The 26,148-nt window shown below is 53.5% G+C and carries 18 protein-coding genes; 5 read left to right on the top strand and 13 right to left on the bottom strand.

Annotated features, from left to right (window positions below; all coding sequences use genetic code 11):
• From ACMYSL_RS21580 to ACMYSL_RS21550, 7 genes are all read right to left on the bottom strand, one after another.
• A complete protein-coding gene (locus ACMYSL_RS21580; protein ID WP_434659907.1) occupies window positions 1–1,209 on the bottom strand; it encodes a YncE family protein in 1,209 nt (402 codons plus the stop codon).
• 26 nt (window positions 1,210–1,235) lie between these two features.
• Window positions 1,236–3,347, bottom strand: a complete 2,112-nt coding sequence (locus tag ACMYSL_RS21575) for a TonB-dependent receptor (protein ID WP_434659906.1) — start codon at window positions 3,345–3,347, stop codon at window positions 1,236–1,238.
• A 265-nt stretch (window positions 3,348–3,612) separates the two neighbouring features.
• Window positions 3,613–4,479, bottom strand: coding sequence for a GNAT family N-acetyltransferase (locus ACMYSL_RS21570; RefSeq protein WP_434664194.1), 867 nt, complete (start codon window positions 4,477–4,479; stop codon window positions 3,613–3,615).
• Window positions 4,480–4,651: 172 nt separating this feature from the next.
• Window positions 4,652–4,984: a hypothetical protein gene (locus tag ACMYSL_RS21565; protein ID WP_434659905.1), complete on the bottom strand. Its 333-nt coding sequence runs from the start codon at window positions 4,982–4,984 to the stop codon at window positions 4,652–4,654.
• A gap of 199 nt (window positions 4,985–5,183) precedes the next feature.
• Window positions 5,184–6,497: a putrescine-ornithine antiporter gene (potE, locus tag ACMYSL_RS21560; protein ID WP_182237141.1), complete on the bottom strand. Its 1,314-nt coding sequence runs from the start codon at window positions 6,495–6,497 to the stop codon at window positions 5,184–5,186.
• A gap of 245 nt (window positions 6,498–6,742) precedes the next feature.
• Window positions 6,743–8,911 (bottom strand): ornithine decarboxylase SpeF, encoded by a 2,169-nt coding sequence (gene speF / locus ACMYSL_RS21555; RefSeq protein ID WP_434659904.1) that lies wholly within the window; start codon window positions 8,909–8,911, stop codon window positions 6,743–6,745.
• A 285-nt stretch (window positions 8,912–9,196) separates the two neighbouring features.
• Window positions 9,197–9,247: a hypothetical protein gene (locus ACMYSL_RS21550; protein ID WP_434664192.1), complete on the bottom strand. Its 51-nt coding sequence runs from the start codon at window positions 9,245–9,247 to the stop codon at window positions 9,197–9,199.
• A gap of 651 nt (window positions 9,248–9,898) precedes the next feature.
• Here ACMYSL_RS21550 and cadC point away from each other — a divergent pair.
• The 5 genes from cadC to lysS all read left to right on the top strand — a co-directional run bounded on the left by cadC (window position 9,899) and on the right by lysS (window position 18,738).
• Entirely contained in the window at window positions 9,899–11,431 is a 1,533-nt protein-coding gene (gene cadC, locus ACMYSL_RS21545; RefSeq protein ID WP_304256760.1) for a lysine decarboxylation/transport transcriptional activator CadC, read from the top strand.
• 365 nt (window positions 11,432–11,796) lie between these two features.
• Window positions 11,797–13,134: a cadaverine/lysine antiporter gene (gene cadB / locus ACMYSL_RS21540; protein WP_110273154.1), complete on the top strand. Its 1,338-nt coding sequence runs from the start codon at window positions 11,797–11,799 to the stop codon at window positions 13,132–13,134.
• An 81-nt stretch (window positions 13,135–13,215) separates the two neighbouring features.
• A complete protein-coding gene (cadA, locus tag ACMYSL_RS21535; RefSeq protein WP_110273155.1) occupies window positions 13,216–15,363 on the top strand; it encodes a lysine decarboxylase CadA in 2,148 nt (715 codons plus the stop codon).
• Between the two features lie 60 nt (window positions 15,364–15,423).
• On the top strand, window positions 15,424–16,899 hold the full coding sequence (gene dtpD / locus ACMYSL_RS21530) for a dipeptide permease DtpD (RefSeq protein WP_434659903.1): 1,476 nt from the start codon (window positions 15,424–15,426) through the stop codon (window positions 16,897–16,899).
• A gap of 321 nt (window positions 16,900–17,220) precedes the next feature.
• Window positions 17,221–18,738 carry a lysine--tRNA ligase gene (gene lysS, locus ACMYSL_RS21525; RefSeq protein WP_304256765.1) on the top strand — a complete coding sequence of 506 codons (1,518 nt, stop codon included), beginning with the start codon at window positions 17,221–17,223 and terminating at the stop codon, window positions 18,736–18,738.
• 111 nt (window positions 18,739–18,849) lie between these two features.
• Here lysS and ACMYSL_RS21520 read toward each other — a convergent pair whose 3' ends face one another.
• The 6 genes from ACMYSL_RS21520 to ACMYSL_RS21495 all read right to left on the bottom strand — a co-directional run bounded on the left by ACMYSL_RS21520 (window position 18,850) and on the right by ACMYSL_RS21495 (window position 25,749).
• The gene (locus ACMYSL_RS21520) at window positions 18,850–20,235 is read right to left on the bottom strand and encodes an amidohydrolase family protein (RefSeq protein WP_434659902.1); all 1,386 of its coding nucleotides are present in this window, start codon (window positions 20,233–20,235) and stop codon (window positions 18,850–18,852) included.
• Between the two features lie 17 nt (window positions 20,236–20,252).
• Window positions 20,253–21,203 (bottom strand): carbamate kinase family protein, encoded by a 951-nt coding sequence (locus tag ACMYSL_RS21515; RefSeq protein WP_434659901.1) that lies wholly within the window; start codon window positions 21,201–21,203, stop codon window positions 20,253–20,255.
• Window positions 21,204–21,289: 86 nt separating this feature from the next.
• Entirely contained in the window at window positions 21,290–22,705 is a 1,416-nt protein-coding gene (locus ACMYSL_RS21510; RefSeq protein ID WP_434659900.1) for a DUF1116 domain-containing protein, read from the bottom strand.
• Window positions 22,705–24,252 carry an acyl-CoA synthetase FdrA gene (fdrA, locus tag ACMYSL_RS21505; RefSeq protein WP_434659899.1) on the bottom strand — a complete coding sequence of 516 codons (1,548 nt, stop codon included), beginning with the start codon at window positions 24,250–24,252 and terminating at the stop codon, window positions 22,705–22,707. The genes ACMYSL_RS21510 and fdrA overlap by 1 nt, the downstream gene beginning before the upstream one ends.
• Window positions 24,230–25,105: a DUF2877 domain-containing protein gene (locus ACMYSL_RS21500; protein ID WP_434659898.1), complete on the bottom strand. Its 876-nt coding sequence runs from the start codon at window positions 25,103–25,105 to the stop codon at window positions 24,230–24,232. The genes fdrA and ACMYSL_RS21500 overlap by 23 nt, the downstream gene beginning before the upstream one ends.
• Before the next feature lie 38 nt (window positions 25,106–25,143).
• On the bottom strand, window positions 25,144–25,749 hold the full coding sequence (locus ACMYSL_RS21495; RefSeq protein WP_434659897.1) for an ankyrin repeat domain-containing protein: 606 nt from the start codon (window positions 25,747–25,749) through the stop codon (window positions 25,144–25,146).
• Between the last annotated feature and the right edge of the window lie 399 nt (window positions 25,750–26,148).

Below are 26,148 nucleotides of genomic sequence, written 5' to 3'. Positions count from 1 at the left end.
TCAACGCAGCGGAATTCGTACTACGCTTTCTTCGGTATTGGCTTTTGCTGCCGCACCGTCGTTTTTCACGGTGACAAACAGCGCGCGCGCTTTGCTATCCAGCGCCAGGCTGTTTGGGTGTGGAAGCAGCGGAAGGGTTTGCAGATGAGCCAGCGTTTTACTATCAAAGACGGAAAGCGAGCCCGCGCCTTTTTCCACCCGCACGCCGCCGCGATTGGTCACATAAACCCGTTCTTTCTCTTCATCAAGCAGCAGGGAAATCGGCACTTCCTGGGTCTCGACGCTGGTCAGTAGTTTGCCGTCCTGCGCGTTCAGGGCGAACAGGCGATGCCCGCTGCTGCGGCGGGTATACGCCTCTTTCAGGTGATAGTTACGGTATTTATCGCGATCGATCCCCTGGTCAACGCCGAGAATCCGATCGTTTTTCCGGTCATATACCAGGTTCAGTAGCTGATCGGCCTGGATCTCGCGCTTGCCAGCGATCTCCAGAGTATCGGCATTGACGGTCACCAACTGACCCTGCATGTTCGAGACGAACACACGGCGTCCTTTTTCATCCAGCGCGATACCGACAGCATAGAAACCGAAGCCGGGAAGTGTTTTCTCCAGCTTGCCGCTGCGGGTATCGACGACGAACAGTACGCTATCCACGCCGTAGCCGAGGCCCGGCAGGAACAGGCGTCCGGTTTGTGCATCGAATCGCGCCTCGCGGACTTTATACAGATGGCCTTCGCTGATTTTGAAACGTTTAAGCTCGGCGAGCATAAAATCGAGGCGCTCGCCGCTCATGCCCGCTTTACGCCAGGCGGATTCGATATTGACCTCATCTTGTAATTTTATCGACCCGAGGCTGCGGTTGGCGGCGGTATCGACTATCCCTACGCTGCCGTTGAAGCCTTCAGTCAGATACAGGCGGTTATGCTCGTCATCCAACGCGACCCCAAAGCCTTTGACATCCATCGGGATGGTAGCCTGCTTTGCCAGGGTTTGCGGGTCAAGGCGCAAGACGGTCGATTTTTTCTCATCTTTCCAGTCCGGAGAGCTGACAAAAAGCGCATGTTGTTTTGCGCTCCAGGCCAGCTCAACCACCGCTGGCGCGACGGCGGCGCGATGAATATCCTCCGGCTTGATAAGCGTCTCCTGCGCCTGAGCGAATGTCGCCGTTGCCATCAGCAAGGCGGTAAATAAACGAAAGTGGATCCCAGACATCCTGTTATCTCCAATTTAGGTGTTCGTTAAAAGCGTAATTCCACGGCGGCACCAATCAGGCGTGAGCGCTGCTGAATGGCGGTATAGACATCGTTGCCGCTGACCATCACCTTGCGATCGGAATCAAACAGGTTTTGCGCGAACAACGTCGCCCGACCGTACATAAAGGTGTAAGCCAGCTGGGCGTTTGCTGACCAGTAGGAGCCAATGCGACCGCGTGAGTCGTTGTCGTAGGCGGAGTAGTAGGAGTCGGAGAAAGCGACGTTGCCGCTCAGCTCCCAGCCGCTGGCAACCTGCCAGGCGGCGCCGACGTTGGCGGTATACGCAGGAGCGCGGGCCAGCTCGTGACCTTCAACGCCGCTGCCGGGGAATTCGGCAATTTTGGTTTTCAGTAAACCGATATTGCCGGAAAGCTCCAGATCCCAACGCGGTGTCCAGGTGGCTCCCATCTCTGCACCCCAGGTTTCAACCTTATCGGCATTACGGATTACCGTAGAGTTGGCGGCAAGATAATAGGGGAGCTGCATGTCCTTGTAGTCGTTGTAGAAAAGGTTGCCAGTTAAGACTACGTTGCCATCGTTCAGGGCGTGGCGGGTATAAAGCTCATAGTTCCAGACGTATTCCGAGTCATAGGTGTAGCTGGTGATCGGTGCGCTCAGCGTGATCCCCGCGCCCCCGGCGTTATAGCCGCGCGCGACGCGTGCCCCCCAGGTCTGATTGGCCTCCGGTTTCCAGGCGACGTCCAGTTTCGGTAAAAAGACGTTATAGGTTTCGTCAAAATCAATGCGCACGCTTTGGCTGCCGCCGAGACGTTTGCGGTGTTCGCGCTCAAAGCGGGTGGAGGTAGTAATATCCACTTGCGGCGTGACCGCCCAGGTTAGCTCGCCGTAGGCGGAACTGGTGCGGGTGTCATCGGTAAAGGTGGAACCGCCAAAGATATAGACCGACTCATCCTGCGAGGCGTCGAAATAGCGTAATCCGGCAAATCCCCGTAGGCGGCTGTCGCTATTGCCGAAGTGCACGACGGGTTCGACATGGAGTTCGCTGCCGTCAATTTTGGCTTTTGGCAGGCCGTCGGCGACGTAGCGGTTAATGTGGAATCCGGTGTAAATAAAGCGGTTTTCCAGCCGCAGGCCGTCATCGCCTTCCCAGGCAAGATCCCAGATACCGCTATTGACGTTGCTTTTAAACACCGCCCGTCGCCAGTCGTGGCGGGGGTTGGTTGGGTGCGGCATTGGGTTAAGACTTTCGTTTTGCGGCGCTCCGCTATCAGAGTGATTGAAGGTGAGCTTGGTAGTGAGATTGCGCAGGCCCGCCGGGTTAAACAGCAGCTTGGCACGGGCGTTAGTGGTTTGTACCTCGCTCGGGTCGCCAACCGGATCGTAAGCCGGTAAATCGATATCGCTGCGCCGCCGCTGGCGATCGACGCTGGCGCGCAAGGCCAGCTGTTCTTCAATCAGCGGGGCGTTGACCATCGCCGCAAGCTGAGAAGAATGCTGATTACCCGCACCGCCTTTGAATGCGCTCTCCCAACCAAAATCCGGGTCTTTCGAGGTCATCACGATAGCCCCCGCGATGGCATTGCGTCCCTGAATATAGCTTTGTGGCCCACGGAAAATCTCCACACGCTCCATATCCCACAGCGATTGCGGGCCGTAAGCCTGCTCGTTATAGGTCAGGGAACGGCCATCGAGAGAAAGCCCCAGGCGCGGGCGGGTACCGCTAAGAAACGCTCCGGCCCCGGTGCTGGGCCCGGAACCATCCACCCCGCGCACGGTGGGCAGATCGTTACCGATGCCGATATCGACGGTGTTAGCGGTCATGCGCATCAGGTCAGAAACCGTTTCGGCTCCCGGCATGCTGTCGATGCGTCGACTATCGAACACTTCAACGCTTGAGCCGGTATCGAGCAACGAGCGGGCGGTTTTCTCGCCAGTGACGATCATTAACTCCTGATCCTGATAGCTGCTATCTGCGCGTTTCTTCTCCTGCTCTTCGGCTTCTGCTGCAATTGCGCTGAGCGGAAGCAGGCAGCACAGGCCGACGAGAAGGGCGGGGATCCCTGAAAAGTATTCTGACTCAGCCAGTTCCGGCTGGTCGGTTAAAGCGTATTGTTGAGCGGCGGTATGCGTGCCCATGTGTCATCTCTCCTTTATCCATAAGGTAAATTGATGACAGTGCTCACGGCTAACGGACGGTGTACCGTTATTAGCGTGTTCTGGCTCTTTTTAAAGCGTTTTAATTAAAATCTAATGCCAGATGTAATTATTTGTTTCTGATGATAACGATTTTCATTATCATATACCAGTCGCTATATTTTGTAGCTGGTCGGAAGAAAACAGCAGGCTGCAGAGGCTGAGAAGTGAAGTGCAGCAGCCATCGGGATACGGCTGCTGCTCAGATTCAGGCGTGGGATAACAGCGGGAACATCAGTTTATTCTCTTTGAAGATATTTTCTTTTTGTCCGTAGATAAACAAAATATCTTCTCCCTCAATTGTTTCGTATTCGCCAACCCGGTTCTCTTTCGGCGTAAAGCCGAGAATCGCCTGGTAGGTATTTTTGTCGGCAAGCTGATTAATAATGGTCGAAAGAGAGCGTCCGCCATCGCAGAAAATATCAAAGCAGATCAGCGCCGGGCCGTTTTGCATCGCAATGGCGATGGCCTGATTTTTCTCTGAGTAATAGACAAAGTGCTTCATAAAGGCGGAGCAGTAGAACATCAATAAACCGAAGTTATCCTCTATCCGCAGTTGTGAAAACGGATTCGATTTTTGATAGTACTGCTGCAATAGCGCCACGTCTTCCGGTTGGTCCATATCCAGCTTGCGAAAATCGCCTGCAGCGGGCATCACCGGCATAATATATTGGTGTTCGTCGGTGCGCTCGAAGCCAAATTTTGGATAAAAATCCACGGTTGTCGGGTTGGCGAACAGGAAAAATGCCTCAGCTTTATCCTGCCAGTCGCGCAGAATCTGATTAACCAACTGCCCGGCCAACCCCTTATTGCGGTGATCGACATCGGTCATCACGGTACCGATTTGAATATAGCGCCGGGGTTCACCTTGCCAGACCAGGTCAATAATGTTGGCGGAGGCGTTGGCAATCACTTTATTGTTGCTCACCAAAGCATAAGGAATATAGGCGTCGCTCCAGTATCCCTTGCGATACCACTCTTTAAAGGAGAGATCGAACGTTTTTATCGCCAGGTCAATAAAGCTATTTCTTAAGACGTCATTGTGCACAATCTGCGTAACTAATTTGTAGGTCATCATCGGCATTCCTTTTACGCTACGGGTGAGGCGCTAATGTTCCGGCCCTCTGTTCGGCGGCCCGATCTCTGTCAGGCGTCCTAAAAGTAGCATATTCCGGGGAATGGGCGATGGTTGTCATGCCTAACCCTTGCCCCGGTCACAAATTTGCCGATGAATCGCCAACCGCCAGTTAACGATGGGAAAAGGATTGCAGCGGGTGCTCAAGCTGGTGGTTATGAGTTGATTCAATTTGCGCGATAATTACCTGATACCCGGCGATCCACTGGGCGCTTTTCTGTTTGGCCTGCAAATGGTGAGCGTCGTTAATGCTCGCGTCCATTCCTTCTCTCTCTGACCAGTAATAGTTATTGATCAGGCGTTTACCATCGGCGCTGCGAAAACTCTCCATTCCCAGATAGCCTGTTGATTGCAGCGTCGCCTGCTCAATTTGCTTATCCAGCGCATAGAACTCATCATCGTATTCGCGTTTTTCAAAAATAAACGTTGCCTGCCATAGAGCCATATCTTAATCCTTAGAGCCTGTCCCATTAGGGCTATTTTACTTGCCATTTTGAACCTGGGCAGTGCTCAAAATCCTCACGTACTCCGTGTACGCTCCGGTTTTTCCGCGCTGTCCGTGTTCAAACTGCCTGCGACAATAACGCCTACTGGGATAGGCTATTAAAAATGCGTGGGCCGGGGCATCCCCCGGCGAGAGTGAATTAAGCTGCGTTGTTCATTTCAAATTTCGGCGAAATAAAACCGTACAGGGTCCAGCCAATAAAGGTGACGATCGCGCCGTACATCATCGCTTCATCACCGGAAGAGTACAGGGCGTAAAAACTGTATAGTGCGCCGATAAAGGCAATAATATTCGCAATGCGCGCTTTGCCAGGCTCGACTTTCGCGACTTTCTGAATAATCACCAGCGCGGCCATGGAAAGAATATACGGGATAATATTGGTCACCACGGCCAGGTCTACCAGCACGTTAAACTGCTTATTTAACGACGGGCTAATGGTCATCAGTGACAGCACGGTCTGAATTACCACGATAACCAGCATGCCTTTCACCGGCGCTTCGGTTCGGGTCACTTTGGAGAACACTTTCGGGAAATAACCCGCATCAGAAGAGGACTTAAATACCTGGGCAATGGTGAACTGCCAGCCAAGCAGGGAGCCGCAGCAGGACATCACCATCAATGCCATGATGACTTTACCCACGGTCGGATTGAACATATGAGCAAACGCCAGGCCAAACGGCGCGCTGGAGTTCGCCAGGTCCAGGTTCGGCACGATACCGGCAATCACGTTCGTGGAAACAATATAGATAACGGCTGCGCCGAGGGTGCCGCCGAGAACCGCGATAGGAACGTTACGCTCAGGGTTTTCCACGACATCGGTATTTGCACAGGCGGATTCCAGGCCAAGGAACGCCCACAGCGTCATGGCGATAGAAGAACCAACCGCGCCAAAGGTCGGGATATGATGCGGGTTCCAGGAAGCAACATACATTTCCGGACTAAACCAGTACCAGCCGATAACGGACAGGCCGACAACCGGGATAATCACGCCCCATACGGTGACGCCGCTGATCTGACCGGTGATTTTCGCGCCGCCAAAGTTAGCCACGGTGCAAATCCACAGCACGGCGATCGTCGCCAGGCAAATCGCAAAGGGTGAGAGGCTCACTCCCATCAGTTCGGTACCGTAGCCGACGGCGGAAATCGCAATCGCGACGTTGGCGATCAGCAGCGAGACGCCGTAGGTGTAGTTGGCCATAAAGTTACCGGATTTACCGAAGGAGTATTCCGCGTATCCGCCCATGCCTCCCGCTTTACGGCTGAACATGCCGCATTTGGCGAAGGCATAAGCCAGCGCCATTGAACCGACGGCCGTCACCAACCATGACACGATAGAAATCGTGCCGACTTCCGCCAGTTTCGTTGGCAGCATAATAATCCCTGACCCCATCATATTGACGGCGGTCAGAATAGTGAGCTGAACCACGCCCATTTTATTTTTTGACGTACTCATAATCCTATAACCTCATTATCGGTACAGTGATATACCCGTCATACTTCAAGTTGCTTATGTGTTGGCTACGCTCATTCCCCCCCAGTCACATAGTTATCTATGCTCCTGGGGACTCACTCCCTTGCCGCCTTTAAGCAACTCGAATTATTTAGGGTATATATTCTAAATATGTTGTACGGGCAGCTATTGCCGACGGACTGAAATATCACGACGGCAATAGATTAATTATTGATGTTTATTGGATATTAACGCTTGATAACATGCCCATAAGCGCGTTTGCGGCCGTCGGCATCTTCCTGAATATAAACGCCCTGTAATTCAGGGGCGAAGCCAGGCAGCAGATTAATACCCTCTTCCAGCGTGAGGAAATAACGTTGAACAGCGCCGCCCCAAATTTCGCCAGGCACTACGCACAATACGCCCGGCGGGTAAGGAAGTGCGCCTTCAGCCGCAATTTGGCCTTCAATATCTTTTAGCGCGACCAGCTCAACGTTGCCGCGAACAAATTCCATATTGGCCTGCTGCGGGTTCATCGCCACGCGTGGGAAATAATCTTTACGGAACATCTCTTTTTGCAGCTGTTTCACATCGTAGCTGACGTAGAGGTCATGCATTTCCTGGCATAACTGGCGTAAAGTATAGCCGCGATAGCGCTCTTCATAGTTCGCATACAGCGCGGGTAAAACCTCAGACAGCGGTGCATCTTCTTCCAGCAAACGCTCAAAGCGGGCAATCTGCGCCACCAGATGACGCATTTTAGCCATGTCTTCTGCTGGAGTAAGCAGGAACAGAATCGAGTTCAGGTCGCATTTTTCCGGAACAATGCCGTTTTCACGCAGGAAGTTCGCCAGAATGGTTGCCGGAACGCCGAAGGATTCATATTCCCCGGTTTCTGCATTGATTCCCGGAGTCGTCAGCATCAGCTTGCAAGGATCGACGAAATATTGATCTTCGGCGTAACCGTCAAAGGCATGCCAGCGCTGGCCCGGGATAAAGTTAAAGAAGCGGACGTCATTGGCCATGACTTCAGTATCATAATCCTGCCATTTTTTACCCTCAACCATCGGCGGCACAAACGGACGGATGTACTGGCACAGTTCCAGAATCAGCTTGCGGGCTTCGATACCAAACTTCACGCAGTCCAGCCACAGGCGCTTACCGCTCTCGCCGGAGTGCATTTTGGCGTTGACGTCCAGCGCGGCGAACAGCGGATAGAACGGGCTGGTGGAGGCGTGCATCATAAAGGCGTTATTCATACGTTTATGGCTAACGTAGCGAGGCTGGCCTTTGATATGACTGTCTTTTTTGTGAATCTGCGACGTCTGAGAGAAACCGGCCTGCTGTTTGTGCACCGACTGAGTGACCAGGATGCCCGGATCGTTTTCGTTCAGCTCCAGCAGCAGCGGGGAGCACTCTTTCATCATCGGAATAAACTGTTCGTAACCCACCCACGCCGAGTCAAACAGGATGTAGTCGCACAGATGACCGATTTTATCGACCACCTGGCGAGCGTTGTAAATCGTGCCGTCATAAGTGCCCAGCTGAATAATCGCCAGGCGGAACGGACGCTGATTGTTTTTACGCTCAGGAGCCACTTCTTCCACTAATTTACGCAGATATTTTTCTTCGAAACAGTGGGAATCGATACCGCCGATAAAGCCAAACGGGTTACGGGCCGTTTCCAGATAAACCGGCGTCGCGCCTGCCTGCAGCAGCGCACCGTGGTGGTTTGACTTGTGGTTATTACGATCAAACAGTACCAGATCGCCCTGCGCCAGCAGCGCATTCAGGACCACTTTGTTTGAGGAAGAAGTCCCGTTAAGGACGAAGTAGGTTTTGTCGGCGTTAAAGACTTTTGCCGCGTGCTGCTGAGCTGCGCAGGCTGCGCCTTCGTGAATCAGCAGATCGCCCAGAGCGACGTCGGCGTTACATAAATCGGAGCGGAAAAGCGTTTCGCCAAACCAGTCGAAAAACTGGCGACCGGCAGGGTGGCGGCGATAGAACTGCCCGCCCTGATGCCCTGGGCAGTCAAATGCGGCGTAGCCTTTACCGACATAATCGACCATGCGGCTAAAAAACGGCGGCAGCATTTCGCTTTCATAACGATCGGCGGCGGCATCCAGCTGTTTACCGTAATATTCTGCATTGTCGTCACAAAGTTCAAAAACGCCGGTCACGCGGGGCAGGATATCTGCCGGTAACGTATCTTCACAGCACACGGCGACGAACACCGGCAGGCCGAAACCCGTGCCTTCGATGGTTTTCAGAATGCCGTTGGTAGCATCGGCAACCGAGAGAACCACGGCGGAGACGTCGGTAAAATCCGTACTGCGAACATCGCAGGTTTCTCTGCGGCTGGCAAAGCAGGATGTCATAGCGGGGCTAACGGCGATTTTGTTATTAAACGGGTTCATAAACAATCTCAATCAGTATTTTAGATAAAAAGGTGCCTCCGGCTTATTGGTCGCCGGAAAAGGGAATAACGGGATCATTTTTTATTGGGCTACTTTATTTTTTCGATACAAAAATAAGCACAGCAGAATGGCTCAGGATATTGAAAGATCCTGGCTACGCTGAAAAAACATCACGCAAAGGGGGCAGCGAGGTGCATTTTCTATTCTGATAACTGTTTGTATAGTAAGAATAAAGAAAGCAGCGTGCGACGGAGCAGATGTCCAGTTCACACTATAAAAGAAGGGTTATTTAGAATTGAAGATATGAAAATCAAAGCAGCTACGTTGGCATACCATCATGATATGCGTGATGCGTCTAATATGTGGCCATGCTCGGCTATTGTTTTCCATATTTATCGGCTCAAAGAAGATTTGCGTGCATTCTGATTCTAATAGTTCCAGGGTTTATTGATTTTAATCAATAAAAAAACGGCGCACGAATAATCAAAATAGATGTTATGCAGGGTTTATTGCATGAATCAAAGTGAAGTCGTTCTGAAATAAATATAAATATTTGCACATACAAAAACCTTATTAAGTGTGCGGTACAGGGGCGATGTTATTATCCCGCCTAAGCATTAGGGATAAAACCCCGTCATCGGATGAAACACTTTTAACGGCGGTCTGGGCAGAAGAAAAGAAAAATCACCCATGTTTATGCAGCACCGTGCATAAAAATACGCAAAAAAAAACGGCTTCGGTTTTGTTTATGTGATCTACTTCAACTATTTTTTCGCTAATGGCTGGTTGGCATCTTGTTATTGATTATGTACAGACGATATCTGCGTGACAGGCAAAAGGATGACCAGGTCTGCTACATTTACTCTATGTCGACAGTTTGCTTTAAGTTTATTGCCACTGCGGCTCGGCTTAAACGTTCCGGCATAAATAGATAAGACAAATGTGTTATCATCGCGCCTTTCCCTTTTCGTCCTGGGGCTTTTTTTTATGCAACAACCTGTTGTTCGCGTTGGAGAATGGCTGGTTACTCCTTCTGTTAACCAAATTAGCCGCAAAGGGCGTCAGCTTACTCTCGAACCGCGCTTAATCGATCTTCTGGTTTTCTTTGCCCGTCACCCTGGTGAAGTGCTCAGCAGGGATGAGCTTATCGACAACGTCTGGACCCGTAACGTTGTTACCAGTCACGTTGTGACGCAAAGCATTTCCGAGTTACGTAAATCGCTAAAAGATGGCGACGATAGCAGCCTTGAATACATTGCTACCGTACCCAAACGTGGTTATAAGCTGACGGTGCCGGTTATCTGGTGTGCGGAAGAGGGGGAGGAGCTGACGCCGGAGCTCCCTGCTGAAACCGCGATGGCGATATCGGAAACGCCGACGCACTCTCCACAACCGGATGCGGTTACGCCGGAGATTGCGCCGCCCGCAAAACCTGAAAAACGTAAGCGGATTAGCACCTTTATCGTCTGGGGGCTCTTCCTGCTGGCCCTCGGCAGCTGCGTGGCGTTGGTGGCGCTATCGACCCTTGAGTCGCGTCCCCCGGTGACTAAAACGCGGTTGCTGCTTAACCCGCGTGATGTTGATATTCATCTGATCAATGGCAATACCTGCAACAACTGGGCATCACAACACTCCTACGCCATTGGCTTAGGGAGCTTGATCACCACCTCGCTAAACACCTTCTCCACCTTTATGGTGCACGATAAAACCAACTACAACATTAATGAGCCGAGCAGTTCCGGAAAAACGCTGACCATTGAGTTTGTCAACCAGCGCCACTATCGCGCTCAGCAGTGCTTTATGTCTGTCAAAGTGGTGGATAACGCCGACGGCTCAACGATGATGGATAAGCGCTACTTCGTCACTAACGACAACCAGCTGTCGATTCAAAACGACCTGCTGAGCAGCCTGTCGGAGGCGCTGAAACAACCGTGGCCAGCGCGAATGCAGGAGATGCTCAAGCAATATCAACCCTCGCAAAGTATGGCGCTCACGCATTTCTATCAGGCCCATCAGCTATTAATGTACGGCGATGTTGATTCCCTCGGTAAGGCCAGCATTCTGCTGGAGGACGTTAATAAACAGTCTCCGGACTTTACTTATGCTTATGCGGAAAAAGCACTAGTAGATGTATTACGCCATTCGCAGCAGCCGCTGGATGAAAAACAACTGGCCGATCTTTATAGCGAAATAACCCGAGTGGGTAATATGCCCGGGATTAAAGATATGGCAGTATTCTATCAAATTAAAACCGTCGATATGCTGGGCAAAGGCAAGGTGGATGAAGCCTACAATGCCATTAATACCGGCATTGACCTGGAAATGTCGTGGATGAACTATGTGCTGCTCGGTAAGGTCTACGAAATGAAAGGCCAGAACCGGGAAGCGGCTGATGCTTATCTCACTGCGTTCAATTTGCGTCCAGGTGAGAATACGTTTTACTGGATTGAAAATGCGGTATTTCAGACCTCAGTGACCCGCGTTGTTCCCTATCTCGATAACTTCCTCTCTTCAGAATAAGTAAACCCTCACCATACTCGTGGTTTTAAGTATGGTGAGGTTAATCTTATGTTTCTCATGAGCATCTCTGTTGTTATATATCTATAGCAATTTCCAGCCTGTTTGCAACACAATTTCAACACGCGCATGTGTACCTAACTTACTGTAAGTATTCAATGTTTATATTTTTTTGATATCAACTTGTCATCCTGATATGTTGCGCGAAAAAGGTCAAAATGTCATTTGTCTGATGTTTGTCGTTATTTCACTTTATCTTTAGGACTTATCTCGTACTAATCCGTAATCTTGTTGGCAGTTGGTCGGGTCAATAAAAGGTTCATCATCATGATCTGTACCTCCCAAATAAACTTAGGAGAAAAGCAAACATGAGTTCTGCCAAGAAGATCGGGCTATTTGCCTGTACTGGCGTCGTCGCCGGTAATATGATGGGGAGCGGTATTGCACTATTACCTGCGAACCTGGCGAGTATCGGTTCTATCGCCATCTGGGGTTGGGTGATATCTATTATTGGCGCAATGTCTCTGGCTTATGTATATGCCCGACTGGCGACCAAAAACCCGCAGCAGGGTGGTCCAATTGCCTATGCGGGTGAAATATCTCCGGCATTCGGTTTTCAAACCGGCGTCCTTTATTATCACGCAAACTGGATTGGTAATCTGGCAATCGGTATTACCGCCGTATCTTATCTCTCTACATTCTTCCCGGTACTGAATAACCCAATTCCCGCCGGTATCGCCTGTATTGCCATCGTGTGGATATTTACTTTTGTGAATATGCTCGGCGGGACCTGGGTGAGCCGCCTGACGACAATTGGTTTGGTACTGGTACTTATTCCGGTAGTTATGACGGCGGTTATTGGTTGGCACTGGTTTGACGTTGCCACCTATCAGGCGAACTGGAATACCTCTACTACGACAGATAGCCACGCGGTTATCAAAAGTATCCTGCTCTGCCTGTGGGCCTTCGTGGGTGTTGAATCCGCTGCCGTGAGCACCGGGATGGTGAAAAACCCGAAACGTACCGTTCCGCTGGCCACCATGCTGGGAACCGCGCTGGCAGGTATCGTTTATATCGCCGCCACTCAGGTTATCGCCGGTATGTACCCTGCCTCTGAAATGGCCGCTTCCGGTGCGCCGTTTGCCGTGAGTGCTTCGACTATCCTCGGTGGCTGGGCTGCTCCGCTGGTTTCCGCTTTCACCGCCTTTGCGTGTCTGACTTCTCTCGGTTCCTGGATGATGCTGGTCGGCCAGGCCGGTGTACGTGCGGCTAACGATGGCAACTTCCCGAAAATCTACGGTGAACTGGATAAAAACGGTAACCCGAAAAAAGGCCTGCTGCTGGCCGCAGTGAAAATGACCGTTCTGATGGTGCTCATCACCCTGATGAACTCCAGCGGTGGTAAAGCGTCCGACCTGTTCGGTGAGCTGACCGGTATCGCGGTTCTGCTGACCATGCTGCCTTACTTCTACTCCTGCGTTGACCTGATTCGCTTCGAAGGCATCAACATTCGTAACCTCGTCAGCCTGATTTGTTCAGTCCTTGGCTGCGGGTTCTGCTTCATCGCCCTGATGGGTGCAAGCTCCTTCGAACTGGCCGGTACCTTTATCGTCAGCCTGATTATCCTGATGTTCTACGGTCGCAAAATGCACCAGCGCCAGAGCAACAACGATTCCGCTGATAACAACACCGCCAACGCACATTAATCAGTAACCCTATTCCTGAGGCTCCTTCCATCACCTGTCACGACGTGGCGGGAGGGGCTTTCTTTATCTGGAGATTTGACTATGAACGTTATCGCAATCATGAATCACATGGGTGTTTACTTCAAAGAAGAGCCCATCCGTGAACTGCATCGCGCCCTCGAACGTCTGGACTTCCGTATTGTCTACCCGAACGACCGTGACGACTTATTAAAACTTATCGAAAACAATGCGCGTCTGTGCGGCGTTATCTTCGACTGGGATAAATACAATCTCGAACTGTGCGAAGAAATCAGCAAACTGAACGAATACATGCCGTTGTACGCCTTCGCTAACACTTACTCCACTCTGGACGTAAGCCTCAACGATCTGCGTATGCAGGTTCGCTTCTTCGAGTATGCGCTGGGCGCGGCGAATGATATCGCCGACAAAATCAAACAGAACACTGACGAATATATCGACACCATTCTGCCGCCGCTGACCAAAGCGCTGTTCAAATATGTGCGTGAAGGCAAATACACCTTCTGTACCCCAGGCCACATGGGCGGTACCGCGTTCCAGAAAAGCCCGGTCGGCAGCATCTTCTATGATTTCTTTGGCTCCAACACCATGAAATCCGATGTCTCGATTTCGGTTTCTGAACTGGGTTCTCTGCTTGATCACAGCGGACCGCACAAAGAAGCGGAAGAGTACATCGCTCGCGTCTTCAATGCTGAACGTAGCTATATGGTGACCAACGGGACCTCAACCGCGAACAAAATCGTCGGGATGTACTCCGCGCCGGCAGGTAGCACCGTACTGATTGACCGTAACTGCCACAAATCGCTGACCCATCTGATGATGATGAGCGACATTACGCCAATCTACTTCCGTCCGACGCGTAACGCTTACGGCATCCTCGGCGGTATCCCGCAGAGCGAATTCCAGCATGCGACTATCGCCAAACGCGTGAAAGAGACCCCGAACGCCACCTGGCCGGTGCACGCGGTAATCACCAACTCCACCTATGATGGCTTGCTGTACAACACCGACTTCATCAAGAAAACCCTGGATGTGAAATCCATCCACTTTGACTCAGCATGGGTGCCTTACACCAACTTCTCACCGATTTACGCCGGTAAATGCGGGATGAGCGGCGGTCGCGTTGAAGGAAAAGTGATTTACGAAACCCAGTCCACGCACAAACTGCTGGCGGCGTTCTCCCAGGCTTCGATGATCCACATTAAAGGCGACGTTAACGAAGAAACCTTTAACGAAGCCTACATGATGCATACCACCACCTCTCCACACTACGGCGTGGTGGCTTCTACCGAAACTGCAGCGGCGATGATGAAAGGCAACGCCGGTAAGCGCCTGATCGACGGTTCTATCGAGCGTTCTATCAAGTTCCGTAAAGAGATTAAACGTCTGAAAGGCGAGTCTGAAGGGTGGTTCTTCGACGTCTGGCAGCCGGAACATATCGATGGTGCTGAATGCTGGCCGCTGCGCTCCGACAGCGCATGGCACGGTTTCAAAAACATCGACAACGAACACATGTACCTCGACCCGATCAAAGTCACGCTGCTGACCCCGGGGATGAAGAAAGACGGCACCATGGATGAGTTCGGTATTCCGGCTAGCATCGTGGCGAAATACCTCGACGAACACGGTATCGTGGTCGAAAAAACCGGTCCGTACAACCTGCTGTTCCTGTTCAGCATCGGTATCGACAAAACCAAAGCGCTCAGCCTGCTGCGCGCGCTGACCGACTTCAAACGCGCGTTCGACCTGAACCTGCGGGTGAAAAACATGCTGCCGTCGCTGTACCGTGAAGATCCTGAGTTCTATGAAAACATGCGTGTTCAGGAACTGGCGCAGAACATTCACAAACTGGTTGAGCATCACAACCTGCCGGACCTGATGTTCCGCGCATTCGAAGTGCTGCCAGCGATGATGATCACGCCATACGCTGCGTTCCAAAAAGAGCTGCACGGTCAGACTGAAGAGGTTTATCTCGAAGAGATGGTCGGTCGCGTTAACGCCAATATGATCCTGCCGTATCCTCCGGGAGTTCCGCTGGTGATGCCGGGTGAGATGATCACCGAAGAGAGCCGTCCGGTGCTGGAGTTCCTGCAGATGCTGTGCGAAATCGGCGCTCACTATCCGGGCTTCGAAACCGATATCCACGGTGCCTATCGCCAGGCTGATGGTCGTTACACCGTTAAAGTGCTGAAAGACGAAAACAATAAATAATCGATGCACAACAGGGAAGTGGCTTGCCACTTCCCTTTTTTCACGCTGCAAGGAGAACCCATGAAAACACCCTCACAGCCGCGCGCGATTTACTACATCGTAGCGATCCAAATCTGGGAATATTTCAGCTTTTACGGCATGCGTGCCTTACTCATCCTCTATCTCACCCATCAACTTGGTTTTGATGACAGCCACGCCATCAGCCTGTTCAGCGCTTACGCCTCCCTGGTTTACGTTACCCCCATTCTCGGCGGCTGGCTTGCCGACCGCCTGCTCGGCAACCGCACGGCGGTGATTGCCGGCGCGCTGCTGATGACCCTCGGCCATGTGGTGCTGGGCATCGAATCCGATTCTATCTGGAGCCTGTATCTCGCGCTGGCGATCATTATCTGCGGCTACGGTCTGTTCAAATCCAATATTAGCTGCCTGCTGGGCGAACTTTACGCTGTTGATGACCATCGCCGCGACGGCGGTTTCTCGCTGCTGTACGCCGCCGGTAACGTCGGCTCCATCGCTGCGCCCATCGCCTGCGGGCTGGCGGCGCAGTGGTACGGTTGGCATGTCGGCTTTGCGCTGGCGGGGATCGGTATGTTTGCCGGTCTGATGATTTTCTTAAGCGGTAGCCGCTACTTCCGCAATACGCGCGGCGTTGATAAACAGGCGCTGCGGACGGTGAAGTTTGTGCTGCCGACCTGGGGCTGGCTGGTGGTGATGCTCTGCGTCGCGCCGGTGTTTTTCACTCTGCTGCTGGAGAATAACTGGTCCGGCTATCTGCTGGCGATTGTCTGCGTTTTCGCCGCCCAGATGGTGGCGCGCATTATGATCAAATCCCCCGAACACCGCCGCGCGCTGTGGCAAATCGTTCTGTTGATGTTGACCGGCACGCTGTTCTGGGTGTTGGCGCAGCAGGGCGGTAGCTCGATAAGCCTGTTTATCGACCACTTTGTTAATCGTCGCTTGCTGAATATCGAAGTGCCGACCGCGCTGTTCCAGTCGGTCAACGCCGTCGCGGTGATGGCGGCGGGCGTCGTGCTGGCGTGGCTGATGCGTCCCGAAGGCAGCACCCGTTCTGCACTGCGCGTATGGCTGAAGTTCGCCTTCGGTCTGGTGCTGATGGGCTGCGGTTTTATGCTGCTGGCGCTTAATGCGCGCCATGGTGCGGCGCAAGGGCAGGCATCGATGGGCATGATGGTGGCTGGCCTGGCGCTGATGGGCTTTGCCGAGCTGTTTATTGACCCGGTGGCGATGGCGCAAATCACCCGTCTCAATATGCCCGGCGTGACCGGCGTGCTGACCGGGATTTATATGCTGGCGACCGGCGCGGTGGCCAACTGGCTGGCGGGCGTGGTGGCGCAGCAGACCACAGAGTCGCAAATCAGCGATACGGCGATTGTCGCGTATCAGCATTTCTTTGCGCAAATGGGCGAGTGGACGCTGGGCTGCGTGGCGGTGATTGTCATTATCGCCTTCGTCGCCGCCTTTAGCGTGGGCAGGCGTCGCGCGGCTGCCGGTGAAGTTCCCGGAGGCGGCGCGTAGCGCCTGTCCGGGCTACAAGAATGGCCCGAGGGTTTTGTAGCCCGGACAGGTGCGCAGCACCGCCTCCGGGGGCATACCCAATAGCGGAGCGAAAGCCGCTCCTTGCACCGTTCAATAATCAGGAGGAGGATATTCTGGCGAGCGCGGAAGCCGAAGACAAAAAATCGTTAGTGAAACGATGGCTGAGTGAATTCAGCCGGAAGTGAAACCAGGTTCGTTAAGATTGTTCTCCGGTGCTGCCACCCGAGACAGGCCGCGCTGGATAGTGACCTGGTTCAATTTATCGAAGCAAGTTTGCAAGCAGGGTTATGAGGAACCAACATGTCTGAACAACAAGCACAAGGTGCCGATGAGGCAATTGACCTTAATAATGAACTGAAAACCCGTCGTGAAAAACTGGCCGCGCTGCGCGAGCAGGGCGTGGCGTTCCCGAATGATTTTCGCCGCGACCATACCTCTGACCAGCTCCACGCTGAATTCGATGGTAAGGATAACGACGCACTCACCTCTCTGAACGTCGAAGTCGCCGTTGCTGGCCGCATGATGACCCGCCGTATCATGGGTAAAGCCTCCTTCGTCACCTTACAGGATGTCGGCGGGCGCATTCAGCTGTACGTTGCCCGCGACGACCTGCCGGAAGGCGTTTATAACGAGCAGTTTAAGAAATGGGACCTCGGCGACATCATCGCGGCCCGCGGTAAGCTGTTCAAAACCCAGACCGGCGAACTCTCTATCCACTGCACCGAGCTGCGCCTGCTGACCAAAGCGCTGCGCCCGCTGCCGGACAAATTCCACGGCTTACAGGATCAGGAAGCGCGCTATCGTCAGCGTTATCTCGATCTGATCTCCAACGAAGAGTCGCGCCACACTTTTAAGGTGCGTTCGCAGATCCTCGCGACTATGCGTCAATTTATGGTCGCGCGCGGCTTTATGGAAGTGGAAACCCCGATGATGCAGGTGATCCCCGGCGGTGCTTCGGCACGTCCGTTTATCACCCATCATAATGCCCTCGATCTGGACATGTACCTGCGCATCGCGCCGGAGCTATACCTGAAACGGCTGGTGGTCGGCGGCTTCGAACGGGTTTTCGAGATCAACCGTAACTTCCGTAACGAAGGCATTTCCGTGCGCCACAATCCAGAGTTCACCATGATGGAACTCTATATGGCGTATGCAGATTACAAAGATCTGATCGAACTGACCGAATCGCTGTTCCGTACTCTGGCGCAAACCGTACTGGGTAAAACTGAAGTGCCGTACGGCGACCAGGTGTTCGACTTCGGCAAGCCGTTTGAAAAACTGACCATGCGCGAAGCGATTAAGAAACACCGTCCTGAAACCGAGATGGCGGATTTGGATAACTTCGACGCGGCGAAAGCGCTGGCGGAATCCATCGGTGTTCACGTGGAGAAAAGCTGGGGGCTGGGGCGTATTGTCACCGAGATCTTCGACGAAGTGGCGGAAGCGCACCTGATCCAGCCGACCTTTATCACCGAGTATCCGGCAGAAGTTTCGCCGCTGGCGCGCCGCAACGATGTGAACCCGGAAATCACCGACCGCTTTGAGTTCTTTATCGGCGGGCGTGAAATCGGCAACGGCTTTAGCGAGCTGAACGATGCCGAAGACCAGGCGCAGCGTTTCCTCGATCAGGTTAACGCCAAAGCGGCGGGGGATGACGAAGCGATGTTCTACGACGAAGACTACGTCACCGCGCTGGAATATGGCCTGCCGCCGACGGCGGGTCTGGGGATTGGTATCGACCGTATGGTGATGCTGTTTACCAACAGCCACACCATCCGCGATGTGATCCTGTTCCCGGCCATGCGTCCGCAGAAATAACCGCGGTTCGTTCATTTGCCGGGCGGCGGCTGACGCCTTGCCCGGCCTGGCAAACCTGAAGCCATCCGTAGGCCCGGTAAGGCGTTAGCCGCCACCGGGCGATTCTACTTTTTACCCCACGTTACCCCACACCATCTTGCCTTTATGGAAGGTCGCGGTACGCGGCGAAATTCGCGCCACCGCCTCGGCGGAACAGGAAGCGTCAACCAGCACGAAGCTGGCTTCATCTTGCGCCTTAGGCCAGACGCGCTCGCCCTCATCGTTGAGCGGCAGCACGTCGCCGGTGGCGATGGCCAGCGAACGCGACAGCGTCTGCTCATTGGGGCGAATATAGAGCTGGGCGTAAAGGTTAGCTTTTTCCAGCATGTCGCCGAGGCCATAGGGCGACCAGTGATCGATAACGCTATCGGTACCGGTCATCACAAAGACGCCTTTATCACGCAGCTGCTTAAGCGGCATATGCAGCGTGCCGATGGGCACGGTGGAGGCAATGGTGATTTGCTGCGCCGCCATACGCGTGGCGATTTCATCTACCTGCTGCTCGTTCATCATCGCCAGCGCGAAGGCGTGGCTGATGGTTAGCTTGCCCTTTAGTTCCGGCGTTTTCTCGACGGTTTCCACCATATAATTCACCGCCGCTATGCCCGCCGGGCTGGTCTCGTGCAGGTGAATATCGACGCCTTTATCGTAATCGAGCGCAATCTGGAACATGGTATCGAGCGATTTCTCCATCGCGCCGTCGACGCTGGTCGGATCCAGCCCACCAACATAGTGCGCACCGGCCTGCATGGCTTCACGCACCAGCGGTTCTGATTTTGACAGCAGCAGCCCGTGCTGTGGAAAGGCGACGATCTCGCACGCAAAACCCGCATGACGTCGCGCCAGCACCGCCTGAAGATTTTCGAGATTTTTCAGCCCGGATACCGGCTCAATATTACAGTGGCTGCGGGCGATGGTGGAGCCTTTAGACTGGATCAGGTCGATCAGCTTTTCGGCATGGGCTTGCGTGTAAGGCTGTAGCTCGGGCAGCAGCTTCTGCTCCAGCTTGATCATATCCTGAATCGTGGTGCCCGCCGGACGGTTCAACGAACGCCATGGGCCACCGTAAAATGTTTTGTCCAGATGAATGTGCATATCGCGCATCGCCGGCAGCATCAGCTTACCGCCCGCATCATAGTGGGGAAGGGCGGCATCAGGGTGGCTTTTATTGCTTAGCAGCGCCGCTATTTTGCCGTCGCGAATCTCCAGCGTTTGCCGTTCGGTACGGGTGTGCACCGCAACCCCGTTCTCATACTCAAAGCCGCTTTCCAGCAGGACGTTGTCGAGATAGTAGTGGTTGTTGGCGATGCGATTGATGCTTTTATTTTCGCAGGTGCTCGCCGGAGTCTGGCTGTTCGCGGCATAGGCGGCCGGAACCGCCCCACCGAACAGGGCGGCAGCGGTGACCATCTTACCGCTCTGGCTGAGAAACTCCCGGCGGCTATTATCTCTATTCATCTCTCTTCCTTTTTATTTTAGTCATGCACGATATGGGTTCCGGTTTCCCCACGCAGCGCGGCGGCCAGGCGTTCCGGCGTGGTAATGATGACCCGTTTGCCGCCGTGTTGCAGGAACGCGAGGCTGGCGACGATTTTTGGCAGCATACTGCCCGCCGGGAAATGGCCTTCCTGCATATAGCGGGTCATTTCGCTGACGGTGGTTGTGCCCAGCGCCTGCTGATTGGGTTGACCAAAATGGATACAGACTTTTTCAACGCCGGTGGTGATAACCAGAATATCGGCGCGGATCTCGCGGGCCAGCAGGGCGGTGGAGAGGTCTTTGTCGATCACCGCATCGACGCTCTGATAATCCCCCTGCTCACCGCGCACCACCGGAATACCGCCGCCGCCTGCGCCAATCACGATAAAACCTTGCTGAGTCAGGGTTTTGATAGCAGCGGCCTCGACGATGCGTTGCGGCTCAGGAGAAGCCACGACCCGACGGTAACCGCGTCCTGAGTCTTCGACAAATCGCCAGTCTGGATGGGCCTGCAGAAGCTCATCACGCTGGTTTTCATTAAAGAACGCGCCGATGGGTTTGGTCGGATGGGCAAAACCAGGATCGTTTTTATCCACCTCCACTTGCGTCACCACCGTCACCGCTTTTTGTTCGCCGCGTTCGGCGAGACGGTTGTTCAGCGCTTGTTGAATAAGATAGCCGATCCCGCCCTGAGTATCGGCGACGCAGTTGGCCAGCGGAGTGAGCGGCAGACCCTCGCGCTCATGGGCGATTTCGGCGCGGCGTAAATCTAACCCTACCTGCGGTCCGTTGCCATGGGTGAGCACCACGTTGTAATCGGACGCCAGCATCTCCAGCACCGTATTGGCGACCGCTTTCACCGCCTGCGCCTGATGTTCAATCGACTGGCTGGCGTTGTCTTTTATTATGCTGTTGCCACCAATGGCAACGACCACAAGTTCTTTCATGGTGTAGGTATCCAGTGCAGAAGGTGATGTGATTATTGTTGTTGGGTTTGCTCCCTCTCCCTTTTAAAGGGAGAGGGGACCATCCGTTATCCGTTGTAACGTTCGCACCAGCTTAAAATCGCCTTCTCGAAGCAGGCGAACGGCGGGTGCACGATCCCGGCGCCAATCATGCCGATGCCCGCATCTTTATGCGCAATAGCGGTGTTGATTACCGGCAGAATGCCGCTGCTGCCGACGCGGGTGATATCGATAGCCGTCGGTACGCCCATAAAACCGAGCAGCGGGATGGTGACGTTAGGGTTCTCGCCCAGCGTGATTTCGCGCATCTGGCGGGAGAAATCGATAGCCTCTTCCACCGTACCGCCCACCAGCGCCACGATAGCCGGGGCCGTCGCCATCGCAAAACCGCCGATGCCGTAGGTTTCGGTAATCGCGCTATCGCCAATATCCAGACCCGAGTCTTCCGGCTTATATCCGGCAAACATTGGGCCAATCACCTGCTGCGCCGGACCGGTAAACCATTGCCCCGGCAGGCCGCTGACCCGCAGGCCGAACTCGACGCCGTTGCGCGCCATGGTGGTAACCACGGTGCTGTATTCGATGCCGTGCGCTGCGTCCATCGCCGCTTTACACATCGCCATCCACGTTGGGCCGGAGAAGTAGTCGCTGCTGGCGACAAACTCGAACACTTCGCGCTGCTGCTCAACGGAATAACCTGCCTGGATAATCCCTGGCGTCAGCGCCTGGATCAGCAGCGTGGTGCCCGCGTTGTTGCGGTTGTGGCACTCGTCGCCCATATGCAGCGCCTGCGCCAGCATTAAGCGCAGGTCGATTTCGCCGATGATTTTCATCGCATCGCGCAGCATCGGGCCCTGTACATCACGCATCCAGTTCAGACGGTCGATCACGCTCTGGTCGTTGGCCCCCATGCGCAGGATCTTCGCCATCTGCTCGCTCATGTTGGTATAAGCGATGTTGCCGTATGTTTTGTTCTCGACGATATGCATAAACATCGAAGCGGAAGTCACACCCGCCATCGATCCCACGCAATCATGCTCGTGGCACGGCGAGAAGGTGATTTCGCCGGAAGCCGCCAGTACCGCCGCTTCATCGATATCCTTCGCCAGCCCTTCAAACACCAGCGCCCCGGTGACTGCGCCTTTCATTGCGCCGCACATATTTTCCCACTTCACCGGCGGACCGGCGTGGAGAATCGTTTTCGGCGTCATGCCAGGAACGACGTTAATCGCCTGATCAAAGCCAATCAGCACCGGGTGGGACTGAATAATACGCTCCAGCGCCTGCTGGTTGGCGGCGGCGATTTTCTCCGCCAGCGGCGAGTCGGCGATGCTATCCAGTGCGTTAACAATCTGCATATTGCCCTGGCCCGGCGGCGTCCAGTCGAGCTGGGTGACATTAACATGCTGCTTTTTCAGATCGTCGCTAAACATGGCGATACCGACGTTAATCACGTTCAACGGTTGGTTAAATAACTGGCTCATCAGGCGTTCTCCCCTTTGCAGATAAATTCACGCGCCAGCAATCCGGTATTGGTGCTGCTGCTGGCCAGAATGACGCCCGCGTCGCTTAACATCTGGCGCTGTTTTTCCAGCAATGGCGTATCAAGATCGGTCCCCAGCACGTAGCCGAGGATCGCAAGCTCTCGCCCTTCGGCGGCGGCGATCGCTTTCGCCTCTTTGATTGCATCTAGCATCACGCCAACCGGATCCTCGTGCGAGCCAAAACCGAGCACGAAGTCCATCACGATGACGCCGACTTCAGGATCGCGCGCTTCCTGGAGCAGACGGCTGATGCGGTTGGTCGGGTCGATCATCGGATGCGGCTTACCGTTGGTGAAGTCGTCATCACCGAAATCGAGGAAGGTGTGTTTGACGCTGCGGTTAATGTCAGCCAGACGGAAGGCTGGGTCGGGCTGAATGTTGCTGTAAACGTCAGCGTGTTTTTCCATCACCGCAAACATCGTTTCATCGCACAGGGTGCCGCCGCAGAACAGGCCGCGAATATATTTTTGCCGTGGCGTGAGCTGCGCACGAACCTCGGCAATCAGCTTCTCGTTCAGCGGGTGCAGGTCTAAAGATTCTTTTTTCACGCCGCTCAGAAGAACCGCTTTCAGCGCCGCTTCTTTGGTCCCGCGCGCAAACTGTAGCCCTTGTTCATCCGCCGGAGGCTCAGCGCGACCGAGGAAGCAGGCGACCACCGGTTTACGGCAGCTTCGTGCGCGTTCCAGTACTTTACGTGCCACCGCAGGGGCGGGCGGTTTAGAGACCAGCGCGATGATTTCAGTTTGCGGATCGTTTTCCAGCATGGCGATGGCGTCGAGCATCATCAGCCCGCCAATTTTTTCACTCAGGTCGCGTCCGCCGGTGCCGATCAGCTGTGAGATGCCGCCGCCGAAGTCGTGAATGCGCACGCTCAGTTCCTGGCTGCCGGTGCCGGATGCGCCAATAATGCCGATATTGCCGCGTCGCACTGCGTTGCCAAAGCACAGCGCCACGCCGTTAATGATGGCGGTGCCGCAGTCCGGGCCCATCATCAGTAACCCTTTTTCATGCGCCAACTGCTTAAGCGCCAGCTCATCTTCAATCGACACGTTGTCGGAGAACAGCATCACGTTGAGGTCATTTTGCAGCGCCTGACGCGCTTCGCGGGCGGCGAACAGACCGTTGACCGAAATCACCGCCAGGTTGCTCTCGGGTATATGCTTTTTGGCGCTGGCAAGGGTGGCGTAGCGCGCTTCGTGCGAGCCGCTGTCGGCCTTTTTAGTGAATAATTCTTCAATAGCCGCCAGCGTCTGCTCGTTATCGGCACCGTCTTTGCCGTTGATAACAATCATCAGATCGCCGTTTTTCGCCTCATCAAGCTCTGTCGTCAGCAGCCCGAGATTCTTCAGCACGCCCTTGTTCATCTCGGTCGCCATCGCCACAAACGCCTGCTCGACGCCGTCGAGTTGGTTGGCGCGTGTCGATATCGACATCAGCGACACGGAATCAAAATACGTGTTCTTTTTAATAACTATTTTGACTGACATAATTCCCTCCGTAGGTTTGGCTCAGCGCGCAGGCGTCCGCTATGCCATACAGCATGTCGCAGCCGGAACTTGAGCCAATATTTTTAATCTCGGCAATGGTCTGAATAGAAAAATGGTCCACCTGATTAATTATCTGGTTAATCAAGATGGCAATACTTTCACGATAACGCTGCTGTAAAGCAGCTTCTAACGTTATTTCACTCAGCTGCGTAGTATTATTTTTGGCACGTTGCAGTGCGGTTAAAAATGCTTCCCGGTATTTTTCTGCCGGGTGGCCGGTAATAAATAAAATAATGCTTAGCCCTACCAGGTAATCATCCGCTGACGGCGTCAGGCCAATTCCTAACCCAATCATCTGGCTAACCGCCTGAGTGATGTTTTGTTTTTGCGTAATGGCGTTGAGTAATCTTTTTCGTCGCTCTTGCAATTCCCTGGCGAGCTCCCGATAAAAAGGATTGTCGCCGCGATAGAGAAATAACGTTTCATCCTCATGGAGTTGCAGGTGAATAAACTCTTGCCAGCGTGACCAGGGAATAGCCCCAAATCGTGCGGTATTCAGCGTCATTTTCGGCGTCTGCCAGCGAAGGCAGGTACCGGTATTTATCCAGATATTCTTGCCAACGCCGATGCCCGAATCACCAAATTCGACCGTTTCACCTGGCCGGAACAGGGTGTTTAAGTGTGTGAGCGCTAACCTACAGCTGTTGGGGGCGTTATCGTAGCCTTCGCCAAGCAGCGTCAGGAGCTGCTGCTCTGTCGGGAGCCAAATATTGACCGCCCGGGAAAAGACCTGTTCAATCCGTCCGCTACCGCGCGCACAGAGAAAACCCTCATCCGCAGTTAGCGCTTGCACACATCGTGGTGTGAAGGTGTCGATAGCGCTGCTCCTGTTTATGCTCCCGCAGAAATTAGCAACTGGGCAATCTCTTCAAACCCTTTCTCCCGAGCCAGCTCCAGCGGGGTTTTGCCATATTTATCGGTCATATGCGGGCTGGCGTCGTGCTCCAGCAGCAGCTTAACGATGGCCTGCTGCGTCGGACCGCCGTCATTGAGAACGATCGCTTCCAGCAGCGGCGTCCAGCCAACAAAGTTGGTGTGGTTGACGTTAATATCGGTCTCGGCCAGCAGTATTTTGACGATCTCAATATGGCCTTTTTCGCAGGCAGGCGTCAGGCCCACGCCGCCAAATCGGGTTAAACAGTTCAGATCCGGCTTTGCGGGGAGTATTAATTGCAGCAATTTAATATCGTTATTCAGGCAACTGAGTAAAAAAGGATTGAGGCAGGTCCTGTCCTGCTGATTAATATCGACTCCAGCGGAAATTAACACAGAGACGCAGTCATAATGTTGATTAAGACTTGCCAGCGTAATGGCCGTTTGTCCCTGGCGATTGCTGGCATTAATATCGACACCTTGTGTTAGACTGGTTTTTAATTGATGTAAATTACCCAGTTCAGCAGCCAGTAGATATTCATTCAGCAGATTTGGTGTGCTCATTATCATTCCCCTGATTTTTGTGGCTGTTTATTGATGGTCTGAGAATAGCAACGAAATTATGAGAAAAGAACCCGCTTAAAATTTATTCGCCATAATCAGGTTGATTGTTGAATATTATTTAATAATCGATGCAGACTGTGCGTTGGTGCAACGTTTGTTTCTTTCCCTCTTTGTCCCTTAACTCAATCGGGTTTTGTTTCGATATAGTTTCCTCGCTGAAATACTTCATCAGGCTATTTTACTAAGAGCCTATCCCAGTAGGCGTTATTGGCGCAGGCAGTTTGAACACGGACAGCGCGGAAGAACCGGAGCGTACACGTAGTACGTGAGGATTCTGAGCACTGCCCGGGTTCAAAGTGGCAAGCAAAATAGCCCTAATGAGATAGGTTCTAAGAGGAG

It is taken from the genome of Klebsiella sp. MISC125 (genome assembly GCF_051131775.1).
In the GTDB taxonomy this organism is placed as follows: Bacteria; Pseudomonadota; Gammaproteobacteria; order Enterobacterales; family Enterobacteriaceae; genus Klebsiella.
This window is presented reverse-complemented; position numbering and strand designations above follow the sequence as displayed.